Genomic DNA, 12,426 nt, shown 5'->3' with positions numbered 1-12,426 from the left:
GTGATCGTCAGAACGCGAAGCACGAGCAGCCGAACGCGCCCCAGAAACCCGCGAAATCACTGACCGGCGCATTCGACAAACGCGCCTTTTCATGGCTATGGGAATGCACGCCGCACGGCCCACTGCAATGGTGAACCTGCGCTTGCATCGGCGAAGTCGGACGCCAGTGGCCCGGCACTTTCACCACCGGCGACCAGTCCGGCAGCACCGGTACGCTGGCCGGCCCGAGTTTTTCAAAGTCACCGGCGGCGTACACCACCTTGCCGCCGACCACGGTCAACACCGACTCGATCCACTTGATCGCTTCTTCGTCGACGCTGAAAAAATCCGCGCTCAGGGCCGCGACGTCAGCCAGTTGGCCGACCTTGATCATGCCTTTCTTGCCCTGCTCGGAAGAGAACCAGGCGCTGCCGTGGGTGAACAATTCCAGGGCGGTTTGACGCGGCAGGCCTTCGGCGTGCAGCTCAAGCCCACCCACTGTCCGGCCGCTGACCATCCAGTACAGCGAAGTCCAGGGGTTGTAGCTGGACACTCGCGTGGCATCGGTGCCGGCGCCGACCGGTACACCTTCGGCCAGCATGCGTTTGATCGGCGGGGTCGCTTCGGCGGCTTTGGCGCCGTAACGCTCGACGAAATATTCGCCTTGGAACGCCATGCGATCCTGAATCGCAATACCACCACCCAGCGCCCTCACCCGCTCAATGTTCTGCGGCGTAATGGTTTCGGCATGGTCGAAAAACCATGGCAAACCGTTGAACGGAATGTCGCGGTTAACCTTCTCGAACACGTCGAGCATGCGGCTGATGGATTCGTTGTACGTGGCGTGCAAACGGAACGGCCAGCGCTGCTCGACCAAGTGGCGCACCACCGGCTCCAGCTCGTCTTCCATGGTTTGTGGCAGGTCCGGACGCGGTTCGAGGAAGTCCTCGAAATCCGCCGCTGAAAACACCAGCATTTCCCCGGCGCCGTTGTGCCGCAAGTAGTCGTCGCCCTGATGCAGGGTCACGCTGCTGGTCCAGTTTTTGAAATCGGTCAGCTCTTCCTTGGGCTTCTGGGTGAACAGGTTGTAGGCGATGCGAACAGTCAGCTGCTGGTCCTTGGCCAACTGCTCGATCACCTGATAATCGTCCGGATAATTCTGGAAACCGCCACCGGCATCGATGGCGCTGGTCAGGCCGAGACGGTTGAGCTCGCGCATGAACTGGCGGGTCGAGTTGACCTGATATTCCAGCGGCAACTTCGGCCCCTTCGCCAGCGTCGAGTACAGAATCATCGCGTTAGGGCGGGCGACCAGCATGCCGGTCGGCTCACCGTTGGCATCGCGCACAATCTCGCCACCCGGCGGGTTCGGCGTGTTGCGGGTGTAACCGGCCACGCGCAACGCGGCACGGTTGAGCAAGGCGCGGTCGTACAAATGCAGGACAAATACCGGTGTATCCGGCGCGGCCTGATTGAGTTCTTCGAGGGTCGGCATGCGCTTTTCAGCGAACTGGAATTCGTTCCAGCCACCGACCACGCGCACCCATTGCGGCGTCGGCGTGCGGTCGGCCTGATCCTTGAGCATGCGCAGGGCATCGGCCAGCGACGGCACCCCTTCCCAGCGCAGTTCGAGGTTGTAGTTCAGACCGCCACGGATCAGGTGCAAGTGCGAGTCGTTGAGGCCGGGAATGACGCAGCGCCCCTTGAGATCGATGACCTGTGTACCCGAACCGCGCAGGGCCATGGCTTCGGCGTCGGTGCCGACCGCGACGAAGCGACCATTGCTGATCGCTACGGCGCTGGCGCGTGGGTTTTCACGGTCAACCGTATGAAATTGGCCATTGAACAAAATCAGATCGGCGTTCATCGCTTTTCCTTGGGCTGAGTGGAAGAGGACAGCCAGGGCGCGAACAACCGCGTCGCCATTGGCATGAACAGGTACACCACCGACACGACGATGGTCAGCGTGATCAGGAACGTCGCGACCACGTAATTGGACAGGAAGGTATTGAGCTGCAGCAGCGGGCCCCAGATCAGCGGCACCAGCAAGGTGTGCGGCAAAATCACCAACAACGTCACCACGGCCTGCTTCCAGCGCGGCGGTGGTGGCGAAGCGGCGTCGGCTTGCGGCGCGAACCAGAATTCGTTGACCGGATTAACCTCGGTCTGGTCGCCGTCAGCGAGCATCGGTGTGGCTTCGTTGACCAGTTCCAGCCGTTGCGGTGAATCGAGCCAGCGCTGCATCGATTCGGTGGAGCAAAAGCGCAGCACGCAGGTATACAGGTCAAGTCCGGCGCTCTTGCCGCGAATCACATCGACGCCCAAGTGCCCTTCCTGCTGCCCGGCAATACTGACAATGTTGCGCAACCAGGCTTCGTAAGGCACTTCAAACCCCGCCTTGATCCTGTGCTTGATGACCAGGGTCACGACTTCCTCGAAACGATTGGATTCAGGCATAACGCAAAGCTCCGGCGAATCGGACATTGAGCGCCAGCCGTCCCGGCCCGGCGATAAGAACGCTGGTGAACAGAATCAACAGCAGCCAACCGAACTGCCCTTCATCAAGACTCCATTGCGCATGCACCACCAGTAGCGCGATCAGCAACACCGACAAAATCTGTAGACACGCCAGACGCACCAGCACCCCGGCGATGATCAGCAGCGGGCACAGCACCTCGGCAAAAATCGCCAGCATCAACGTGACGTTCGCGCCCAGGTGGAAAGGGTCTTCGATGACTTGCAGTTGAGCGTTGTAGTTAAGCAGTTTCGGCAAACCGTGCACCCACAGCAGAAACAGACCACCGCTGACCCGCAAAAACAGCAGTCCGAGATCCTGGGCCCGCTCATCCCATCGCGACGTATTCATGGGCTACCTGCACAAATGAAAAACCACCGGCAGCGATGTGCCGGAACGTCATTCGATAGTGCCGGCGTGGGGAGGGGAAAAATTGGATGTACGTGCTCTTTTTGTGGATGAACCCGGCGGTACGATCCACCGCAGATCCCTTGTGGGAGCGAGCCTGCTCGCGATAGCAGTGGGTCAGGCAATATCAATGCTCAATGACACATCGCCTTCGCGAGCAGGCTCGCTTGTATGGTAGGACTTGAAGGGAGGAGATTGGTCGGCTCCCAGGCCGCCCCTTCGCGAGCAAGTCGAATCGTCGCACCGCCGCTCCCACAGGGGGATTGGTGTTCGCCTTTCGCTTCTCACCACTCAACAGGCCGAGCGTTAGCTCGCCTGCAGCTGTTGACCTTGATCCACCCGCCCCTTCGGTAGGCTGAGTGGAGGTGTTCATCTGGGGGATAGGCGCGCAGCGCCGTTCGACGAAGTCGAACACATCGAGAGGAGGTCGAAGCGAAGCCGACCGGAGGCGATGCCCCCAGATGAATACCGGAACGAAGGAACGCCGAGCCTAGGCGAGGGGCCGGACGCTCGGGGCGAGCCTTTTTTTGCTTACTTTTTTTTGGCGTTTGAAAAAAAAGTGAGTCGCCGTAAGGGCGAAACCCTAAGTGGCCGTTACCGCAGAAATGGATATGTACACCTGAAAGAGATCGGTCGGCTACCAGGCCGCCATCGCGGACAAGCCTCGCTCCTACAGGGAATCGGGCAGGCGGGAATGTGGTCGGCCCGGAGGCCGCCACGGTCAAGCAGAAATCGGCAAAGGCCTGGACATGAACTCACCGATCCGCGACCGCAACCACCGTTCCGCCGGATCGTTGTCATGCACCCCACTCCAGGCCATCGAAAGTTGCGCCGCTTCAATCGGAAACGGCGGGTCTTCGGCCCGCAACGCACACCCCTCGACCAACGCACACGCTGCGTAATCCGGCACGGTGGCGATCATCTCGGTCCCGGCCAGCAACGCCCGCAAACCACTGAACTGCGGAACGCCCAACACCACCCGCCGACTTCGTCCGATCTTCGCGAGATCAAGATCAATGTTGCCGCTCAAATCCCCCGAAAACGACACCATCGCATGCGGTCGTTCACAGTATTCATCCAGCGACAGCGCCCCCGGTCGTTTGTCACCACGCAGCACCTTGCACGGAATATCCCGCAACGTCTTGCGCTTGGCATTGGCCGGCAGATCCGTGGTGTAACTCACCCCCACCGAAATCTCCCCAGACGCCAGCAACGCCGGCATCAGCAGATAATTCGCCCGCCGCACGACCACAATGATCCCGGGGGCCTCTTCCCGGAGCTGGCTCAACAAGGGCGGAAACAAGCCAAACTCGGCGTCGTCCGACAGCCCAATGCGAAACACATCGCAGCTTGTAGCGGGATCGAATTCTTTAGCTCGGCTCACTGCCCCGGAAATCACATCCATCGCCGGCTGCAGCTCCTTGAGAATCGCCAGTGCCCGCCCTGTCGGCTCCATCCCGCGGCCGTTGCGCAACAGCAGCGGATCGTCGAACAGATCCCGTAACCGTCCCAGCGCCGCACTCACCGCCGGCTGCCCCATGAACAGTTTTTCAGCCACACGGGTGAGGTTCTTTTCGAACATCAATGCTTCGAAAATCACTAACAGGTTCATGTCGACGCGGCGCAGATCATTACGGTTCACAGGCAGATTCCCTTGTGTTCAGCCAGGCACTTAGTGGTTGGAATTTACTCGATCAGCGGTACGTTGGCCGCACGTTTGTAAGGACCGTACTCCACCGGAACCCATTGGAAATGCTTGCCCTCTGCCGCGATATGGCCGATGCCCGGAAACGGCAAATGCGCCGCTGTTACCCAGATTTTGCTCGCCGCTGCATCACTGAAAACCCTGGCGCGGCTCTTGATCGCTTGCTGACTGTTGACGTCAAAGCCGATCGACACTTCAGGGTGTTCGAACTGCACCGCCAGGTTATGCACCAGATCACCCATGAACAGAATGCTCTGACCCTGCGAGGTGAAGCGGTACGTGGCGCTGCCCGGCGTGTGGCCGGTCTCGATAACCGCCTCCACACCCGGTACGGGCGACTGACTGGCATCGAACGTCTTGAAGCGACCTGCCGAGACGTAGGGCGCGGTCGAATCCTGGGCGATTTTGAAATACGGCTTGGCACCCTCGGGCGCCTTGCCGAGGGCTTGAGGATCGAGCCAGTAATCAGCTTCTGCCTTTGCCGCGTAAACAGTGGCGTTGGCGAAAACCGGTTTCTGCTGTCCGTCGACCAGTCCGCAGACATGGTCCAAATGCAGGTGGGTCAACAAAACCGTATCGACCTGCGCAGGCTCATATCCGGCGGCTTTCATATTGTCTGACAGCATCCCGGCGGTAGCACCAATGCACTGGCCGGCACCGGTATCGACGAGGATCAATTGCTTGCCAGTGTTGATCAGAAAGGCATTGAACGCGGTTTGTACGCCCGGCGTTTCAATCGAACGGCGAGCCAGCAGCGCGCGGATCTGACTTTGGGTCAGACCTTTGAGCAGTTTGGGCGACAGATCGTTGTAGCCATCGAACAACGCCGTCACCTCGTAATCGCCCACCGCCAACCGGTAATAACCCGGCACTTGCGTGCCGACTTGCGCCGGTGCCTGAGCCGAGGAAATGCCGGACGCCAGCGCTGCCGCGAGCCCCAGCGCGCAAACCAGAGAATGTTTCATGCCACCACCTTGGTCGAGTCAGAAGAGCGGCCACACACAACGCCGCCAGATAACGTCGATTTTGCACGGCTCGCCCCCATGAAAATTGCAGCAATGTGCTGAGTTAGCGCCGTTGGTTACCACCGTACACGGACGGAATTAACAACGTTTAACTCGCCTGCCAGAGCCCTGCGACCAAAAATGAAGCTCACCGACAAGGACATCTGTCATGGCCCATTCTCAGCAAAACGTCGCCTGTGAGACGACCACTGAAACGCGAAAGAAAACGACCGGCGGCCTGACTCCATGGCGCGAAAGCCTGGTCAAGCAACTGATCCTCGAGCGACTTGGTGAGACCGTTGAAGTGACCGAACTGGCCCGCGCCTGTGCCCTTTCGCGCAGTCATTTCTCCCGCGCGTTCAAGTGCAGCACCGGGCTCTCGCCTCAGGACTGGATTCGCAACCAGCGCATCACCCGCGCCAAGCAATTGATCCAGAACACTGACCTGACGCTGACGCAAATCAGTCTCGAATGCGGCTTCTGCGATCAGGCACATTTCTGCCACATCTTCACTCGCAACGAAGGCATCACCCCATTTGCGTGGCGTTGCCGCACCGTGCGTTCCCTGGCCCACCGCCCCGCCTGCACCGCTCAACTTCACGCGCAATAAACCCGCCAACACATTTCTTGTAGCAGCTGTCGAGCCCCCGGCGAGGCTGCGTTCGACTGCGAAGCAGTCGTGAACTCAGCCCCCCGGTGTTTCAGGCAGGCCGCGCTCTCGCATTTTGCGACTGCTTCGCAGTCGAACGCAGCCTCGCCGGGGCTCGACAGCTGCTACAGAGCTTCCATGACATAGGATCGGGGGGCTAGGGATTAACGCTTAGTCCTTCAAAAACGCCAGCAGATCGGCGTTGAGCTGATCCTTGTGGGTATCAGTCAAGCCATGAGGGGCGCCGGGGTAGATCTTCAACGTAGATCCTTTCACCAGTTTTGCAGATGCAATGCCCGACGCTTCGATCGGCACTACCTGGTCAGCATCGCCATGCACCACCAGCGTCGGAATGTCGAACTTCTTCAGGTCTTCGGTGAAGTCGGTTTCGGAGAACGCCTTGATGCAGTCATAAGCGTTCTTGTGGCCGGAGGTCATGCCTTGCATCCAGAACCAGTCGATCATGCCCTGGGATGGCTTGGCGTCCGGTTTGTTGAAGCCGAAGAACGGACCGCTGGCGAGGTCGATGTAGAGCTGCGAACGGTCGGCCAGGGATGCCTTGCGAATGCCGTCAAACACCTCGATCGGCAGGCCGCCAGGGTTGGCTTCAGTCTTGAGCATCAGCGGCGGCACCGAAGAAATCAGCCCGGCCTTGGCCACGCGGTCGGTACCGTGGCGACCAATGTAGCGCGCCACTTCGCCGCCGCCGGTGGAGAAGCCGAACAGCACGGCGTCTTTGAGGTCCAGCCACTCGATCAACTGCGCCAGATCATCGGCGTAGGTGTCCATGTCGTTGCCGGTCCACGGCTGGCTGGAGCGGCCATGACCGCGGCGATCATGGGCGATCACCCGGTAGCCTTTGGCGGCCAGGAAGATCATCTGCGACTCCCAGCTGTCGGCGTTCAACGGCCAGCCGTGGCTGAAGACAATAGGCTGACCGGTGCCCCAGTCCTTGTAATAAATCTCGGTGCCGTCTCGGGTCGTGAACGTACTCATGCGTTGTCTCCTTAGTGAGTGTTGGGGTGAATCAAACCGGTGAGTGGCTCATGCGTTCAGCCAGCCGCGCTACTCGCTCGCCCAGATGGGCGGCGGTGCAGCGGTCTTCGGGGGGCGGTGCGCGTTCGGGGGACTGTTCGACATTCGACTGCGCCATGGCGCCGAGCGAGCTGCCCAGGCGATTCATTTGCCCATCGAACACGCCCGTGCTCGAACGCGCCGGCAGCATGTCGAGGCCAACCCAGATCATTGAATGCTGCGCGGCGAACACTGCCATCTGCAGCAAGGTGTTGAGTTTGTCGCCGCACAGGCAGCCGGAATTGGTGAAGCCGGCCGCCAGTTTGTCGCGCCAGGGTTGGGCCAGGTAGAACGCCGCCGTGGCGTCCATGAACCCCTTGAAGGGTGCCGAGGCGCTACCCATGTAGGTCGGCGCGCCGAAGATGATTGCGTCGGCGTTGTGCAAATGGTCCCAGTGCCGGTCCACGTCCTCGACCGAAATCAGCCGGCAGGTACTGCCGTGCCGTTCCACGCCTTGGGCCACGGCTTCGGCCATGACACGGGTGTGCCCATAGCCACTGTGATAGACCACCACCACGCTGCTCATTCCGGCGTCCTCTTGACATGTTTAATCCCTGTAGGAGAGTTTTGGGCGTAGACCGGACGCAGGACGAGTTAAACGTTGTTAATTTTCCCTGGTGCGCCAAAAGCCTCAGCGATACCTTCAAGACCGTCGCGCCCAATAATTACGGAACCCATGAACAAGGGCGGAGAACCAGCAGTCCAGGCAGACACCGCAGAGTCATCCGGCCAGCGCATTGCGTTGCCGTAAAAACCTGACGAATATGCTCGAAAACCGCGTACCAGACGGCGGTAAGCAGGAGTGACACGTTGACCCTTCCCCCCGACCAAGCCATCCATTTCGGCCCCTACCGGATCTATCCCGGACAACGTCTGGTCATGGAGGCCGACCAGCCCCTGCGCCTGGGCCGGCGTGCCATGGACATTCTGTTGATCCTTTTGGAACACGCCGGAGAGGTGGTCAGCAAACAAACGCTGATCGCCGGGGTCTGGCCCAAAAGCGTGGTGGAAGACATCAACCTGCGGGTGCACATGGCCGCCTTGCGCAAGGCCCTCGGCGACGGACAGGCCGGCCAGCGTTACATCATCACCGTGGCGCAGCGTGGGTACAGCTTTGTGGCGCCGTATTCGCTGGAGCACATCGAGCATCCTCCAGGGAGCGCAGCATCCGTGCCGAGTGGCCACAACCTGCCCGTTCGTCGAACCCGCATGATCGGCCGCCAGTCTCTCGTCGATAGCCTGGTGGTCCAGCTGTCACGCCAGCGTTTCATTACCCTGGTCGGCCCCGGCGGGATCGGCAAAACCACCGTGGCCCTGCGTGTCGCCGAACAATTGATCGGGCGTTACCGGGATGGCATTCGCCTGCTGGACCTGGCGCCGATCAATGATCCGGCGATGATCACCGTTCACCTGGCGACATTGCTCGAACTGTCCTTGCACGACGCCGAGCCGATGAGCGGCCTCGCCGCGTTTTTGCGCGACCGGCAGATGCTGCTGGTGATCGACAACTGCGAACACCTGGTCGATGCCATCGCATTGCTGAGCGAGAGCCTCCTGCGCGCCGCGCCAGAGGTGCACATTCTGGCCACCAGCCGTGAGAGCCTGCGGGCCGAAGGTGAATGTGTCCAGCGCCTGGAGTCGCTGGACTGCCCTCCCCCCATTGCCGTGCCAGACCGCGCTCAGGCCCTGACCTTTTCCGCCCTGCAGTTGTTCGTCGAACGGGCGATGGCCAGCCACGACAGCTTCGAACTGACCGATGACGAACTGCCGCTGGCAATTGAAATCTGCCGGCGTCTGGACGGTATTCCATTGGCGATCGAATTGGCGGCCGCGCAAGTCAGCAGCCTCGGATTGAGCGGATTACTGACCCAACTCCAAGGCAGTTTTCGCCTGCTCACCCAGGGTTGTCAGACCACGCTGGGCCGACACCAAACCCTGCGCGCCACACTGGACTGGAGCTTCGAGCTGCTGAATGCCTGCGAACAAACCTGCCTGCGCCGACTGGGTGTGTTCAGGGGCGGATTCACCCTGGAATCGGCGGCGGCGGTGATCGTCGGCGAACACATCGAACCGCAAGCAGTGTTTGGCTCGATCACGCAACTGGTGGCCAAATCGCTGCTGAACGTGGAGGTGGGTGACGAAGAAGTGTTTTACCGATTGCTCGATACCACCCGCAGCTATGCCCTGGAGAAACTCGACCAGGCCGCCGACCTGCCCGATACCCGGGAACGTCACGCCAAGCGCTGCCTGGCGTTGATGAATCAGGCCCAGCACGACTGGGAGCTGATCCCGACAGGCACGTGGATCGAGCGTTACGCCCGCAGTCTGGAAGACATTCGTTCGGCTCTCGACTGGTGCTTTAACGCGCAAGGACCGCAGGCATTGGCGATCCGCCTGACGGCAGCTTCCACGCCGCTGTGGCAGGAACTGTCGCTGCTCAAGGAGCATGGCGTGTACGTGCGCAAGGCGCTGTCACTGCTCGATGCAACGTCCGATCCCTGCCCGCAGCTGAAAATAGCCCTGCATCTCGCCCTTGGCAGCGCCTGTTATCACACTCAGGTGAGCACGACGGAAACCGTCGATGCATTCGTCAGCGCCAGAATCCTGGCCAAGCATTGCAACGATTTGGCCGGTCAGTTGCGGGCGGTGTCCGGGCACATGGCGGTCAACCTCTGTTGCGCCAATTATCAAATGGCCCTGGAACAGAGCCGGCAATTCGATCGGTTGGGGCTGCACGGCGATCCGGTGTTGTCCCTCAGCACGCATCGCTTGCGGGGGCTGGCATTGCACTTTGCCGGGGACCAGCAGCAGGCGCGGATGAATGCCGAGCAGGTGCTTCAGCGCATGGCCCAGAGCGGCCACCTCAACCGCTTCACCTACGGTTTTGGCGTGCACTACGACCAGAGCGTCGCCGCCCTGACGATTCTGGCGCGCATCCTCTGGTTGCAAGGGCAACCGGAACAAGCCTGGCGCACCGCCCGGCAAGCGCTGGACATTGCGACCCAGATCAACCACGGCACGTCCATCTGCTACACCCTGGCGCTGGCCGGTTGCCTGATCGCTCACTACAACGGCGATACCCGAACGGCTCGTGAACTCTTACGCCAGCTGCTGGACCAAGCACAGAAACACTCGGTGCTGCTGTTCTACACCTGGGCCCGGCACTATGCGCAGGTGATCGACAGCGCCGAGGCACACTTGCCTCTTCAGCCAGGCGTGGGGCTGATCAAGGACATCATGGTCACGCTGGATGGCAGTTTCGTCGATGACGCCCTGTTGCAACGGGCCGACACGGGTACGGCCGGCTGGAGCACGGCGGAAGTACTGCGGGCCCGGGCTGATGCGCTGCTGGCCGAGGATTGCCCGCTGAAAACCGAAGCGGCCGAGGCCGTGCTGATCAGGGCATTGAACGTGGCAAAACATCAGGGCGCCCTGGCTTGGGAACTGCGCAGCGCCACCTCGCTGGCGCAACTTTGGCAGCGTCAGGGCCTGTATCAGCAAGCTCATGAGCTGCTGGCGCCGATCTACAATCGGTTCACCGAGGGATTTTCTACACCGGACCTGAGCAAAGTCCGTCGATTACTCGACGAGCTCCATGGGCAACTGCACGCCTGAGACCCAGCGCGCCCGACTGATGTAATGCGAATAGCGCTGCTCAAACGCCCGCAGGTGGCCGCTGTGTTCGAGCTTCTCAAGGGCATAGGTGCGCGTGGTGTTGAGAAAGCGATAACGGGTCGTGCCGTTGACCTGATCCATCGAGAGCAACGATTTGGCGACCAATCGCTTCACCAGTGCCACCAGTTGATCGGGCTTCAGCTCCACGCAACTGCACACACCAATCGCGGCATCGAGGGTGAAGGACATTTTGAACACCGACAGGCGCTGCAACACGGTTTGTTCCCGCAGGCTCAGCCGTTCATAGCTCCAGTCCAGGGCAGCTTTGAGCGTCTGATGTCGGGGCACCGCCGTGCGCCGGCCTTGGGTCAGCAGCTGAAGACAGTTATCCAGCTGAGCTTGCAAACCGACCAACGCCAGCGCATGGATCTGCGCCGCAGCCAGTTCAATGGCCAGTGGCAAACCGTCGAGCCGCCGACAGATTTCACGAACCGCCTTGAGGTCTTGTTCGCGCAAGGCAAACCCTTGTTGACGGGTTCGGGCACGACTGACGAACAGCTGCACCGCCGAATACCCCATGGTTTCAGCAACACTGTGCAACGCCGACGCGGGCGGCACCGCCAGAGACGGAACACGCTGAACCGTTTCCCCCGCTGCCTGCAAAGGCTCGCGGCTGGTCACCAGAATGGACAGCCGAGGCGCCGACATCAGCAAATCCTCGACCAGGGTTCGACAGCGTTCCAGCAGGTGTTCGCAGTTGTCCAGCACCAGCAATGCGTGCCAGTTTGTCAGTACCTCCAGCGTCGTGCCGATCTCCCGTTCAAGGGTCTGGATCAGATGATCGACCACTCGCGCGGGGTCATCGATCGCAGCGAAATCAACCAGCCACACACCCTCTTCATAGTGCTGCAACAACAGTTCGGCGACACGCAACGCCACCGTGGTTTTGCCGACGCCGCCGGGGCCGACCAGCGTCATGAGACGACGGACCGGCAACTGCCGGACCAGGCTGCCGACCAGCGAATCCCGACCGGTCACCGGCGTGAGTCGTGCGGGCAGGTTGTGCTGATGTTTTTGCACGGTCTCGATCAAAAGCCGCGTGCCCGCGGACGCATGCTGCACCGGGGCGACAAAACTGTAACCGAGCTGGGGAATGTTGACGATGTAGCGCTGGCCATTCTGCCCGTCGCCAAGCGCCCGACGCAGGGCTGCAATGTGCACGCGCAGGTTGATTTCCTCAACCACGGACGTCGGCCAGACGTGAGCAATCAGTTCGTCCTTGCTGACCACGTTGCCGGCGCGCTCGACCAGCACCTGGAGGATATCCAGTGCCCGACCGCCCATGCGCAGCGGTCGATCACCTTCAAGGATCAGCCGTTGCCGCAGGTGGAATGCATAGAGGCCGAATCGCAGCACCGCATCGCTGTTTAAATCTCTGAGGCTGTTCATGCACATTCACGTGCAGAAACCTGACCCG

10 protein-coding genes are annotated in these 12,426 nt (G+C 60.8%); 2 read left to right on the top strand and 8 right to left on the bottom strand.

Annotated features, from left to right (window positions below; translation table 11 throughout):
• Window positions 1-7: 7 nt before the first annotated feature.
• From PMI27_RS26660 to PMI27_RS26680, 5 genes are all read right to left on the bottom strand, one after another.
• Window positions 8-1,846, bottom strand: a complete 1,839-nt coding sequence (locus PMI27_RS26660; protein WP_008153848.1) for an amidohydrolase — start codon at window positions 1,844-1,846, stop codon at window positions 8-10.
• The gene (locus PMI27_RS26665; protein WP_008153849.1) at window positions 1,843-2,436 is read right to left on the bottom strand and encodes an antibiotic biosynthesis monooxygenase; all 594 of its coding nucleotides are present in this window, start codon (window positions 2,434-2,436) and stop codon (window positions 1,843-1,845) included. Before PMI27_RS26665 ends, PMI27_RS26660 begins: the two co-directional genes overlap by 4 nt.
• Window positions 2,429-2,845, bottom strand: a complete 417-nt coding sequence (locus PMI27_RS26670) for a DoxX family protein (protein ID WP_008153850.1) — start codon at window positions 2,843-2,845, stop codon at window positions 2,429-2,431. Before PMI27_RS26670 ends, PMI27_RS26665 begins: the two co-directional genes overlap by 8 nt.
• 778 nt (window positions 2,846-3,623) lie before the next feature.
• Window positions 3,624-4,544 (bottom strand): LysR family transcriptional regulator, encoded by a 921-nt coding sequence (locus PMI27_RS26675; RefSeq protein WP_008147889.1) that lies wholly within the window; start codon window positions 4,542-4,544, stop codon window positions 3,624-3,626.
• 44 nt (window positions 4,545-4,588) lie between these two features.
• Window positions 4,589-5,572, bottom strand: a complete 984-nt coding sequence (locus PMI27_RS26680; protein ID WP_008147891.1) for an MBL fold metallo-hydrolase — start codon at window positions 5,570-5,572, stop codon at window positions 4,589-4,591.
• A 208-nt stretch (window positions 5,573-5,780) separates the two neighbouring features.
• On the opposite strand from PMI27_RS26680, the gene PMI27_RS26685 reads away from it, so the two are divergent.
• Window positions 5,781-6,221, top strand: a complete 441-nt coding sequence (locus PMI27_RS26685; RefSeq protein ID WP_008147893.1) for a helix-turn-helix domain-containing protein — start codon at window positions 5,781-5,783, stop codon at window positions 6,219-6,221.
• A 210-nt stretch (window positions 6,222-6,431) separates the two neighbouring features.
• On the opposite strand, the gene PMI27_RS26690 is transcribed toward PMI27_RS26685, so the two are convergent.
• Window positions 6,432-7,256 carry an alpha/beta fold hydrolase gene (locus PMI27_RS26690; RefSeq protein WP_008147895.1) on the bottom strand — a complete coding sequence of 275 codons (825 nt, stop codon included), beginning with the start codon at window positions 7,254-7,256 and terminating at the stop codon, window positions 6,432-6,434.
• A 31-nt stretch (window positions 7,257-7,287) separates the two neighbouring features.
• Entirely contained in the window at window positions 7,288-7,860 is a 573-nt protein-coding gene (locus PMI27_RS26695; protein WP_008147897.1) for a flavodoxin family protein, read from the bottom strand.
• Between the two features lie 284 nt (window positions 7,861-8,144).
• On the opposite strand from PMI27_RS26695, the gene PMI27_RS26700 reads away from it, so the two are divergent.
• Window positions 8,145-10,949 carry an ATP-binding protein gene (locus PMI27_RS26700; RefSeq protein WP_008147899.1) on the top strand — a complete coding sequence of 935 codons (2,805 nt, stop codon included), beginning with the start codon at window positions 8,145-8,147 and terminating at the stop codon, window positions 10,947-10,949.
• Here PMI27_RS26700 and PMI27_RS26705 read toward each other — a convergent pair.
• On the bottom strand, window positions 10,914-12,398 hold the full coding sequence (locus tag PMI27_RS26705) for an ATP-binding protein (protein WP_033053008.1): 1,485 nt from the start codon (window positions 12,396-12,398) through the stop codon (window positions 10,914-10,916). The genes PMI27_RS26700 and PMI27_RS26705 overlap by 36 nt on opposite strands.
• Window positions 12,399-12,426: the final 28 nt, after the last annotated feature.

Source organism: Pseudomonas sp. GM41(2012) (assembly GCF_000282315.2).
In the GTDB taxonomy this organism is placed as follows: Bacteria; Pseudomonadota; Gammaproteobacteria; order Pseudomonadales; family Pseudomonadaceae; genus Aquipseudomonas.
Note: the sequence above shows the minus strand (reverse complement) of the source record. Positions and strands in the feature narration are given on the sequence as shown.

Excerpts from the sequence above, each read along its gene's own strand:
- PMI27_RS26660 (WP_008153848.1), bottom strand. The coding sequence starts at position 1,846 with ATGAACGCCGATCTGATTTTGTTCAATGGCCAATTTCATACGGTTGAC.
- PMI27_RS26665 (WP_008153849.1), bottom strand. The coding sequence starts at position 2,436 with ATGCCTGAATCCAATCGTTTCGAGGAAGTCGTGACCCTGGTCATCAAG.
- PMI27_RS26670 (WP_008153850.1), bottom strand. The coding sequence starts at position 2,845 with ATGAATACGTCGCGATGGGATGAGCGGGCCCAGGATCTCGGACTGCTG.
- PMI27_RS26680 (WP_008147891.1), bottom strand. The coding sequence starts at position 5,572 with ATGAAACATTCTCTGGTTTGCGCGCTGGGGCTCGCGGCAGCGCTGGCG.
- PMI27_RS26685 (WP_008147893.1), top strand. The coding sequence starts at position 5,781 with ATGGCCCATTCTCAGCAAAACGTCGCCTGTGAGACGACCACTGAAACG.
- PMI27_RS26690 (WP_008147895.1), bottom strand. The coding sequence starts at position 7,256 with ATGAGTACGTTCACGACCCGAGACGGCACCGAGATTTATTACAAGGAC.
- PMI27_RS26695 (WP_008147897.1), bottom strand. The coding sequence starts at position 7,860 with ATGAGCAGCGTGGTGGTGGTCTATCACAGTGGCTATGGGCACACCCGT.
- PMI27_RS26705 (WP_033053008.1), bottom strand. The coding sequence starts at position 12,398 with ATGAACAGCCTCAGAGATTTAAACAGCGATGCGGTGCTGCGATTCGGC.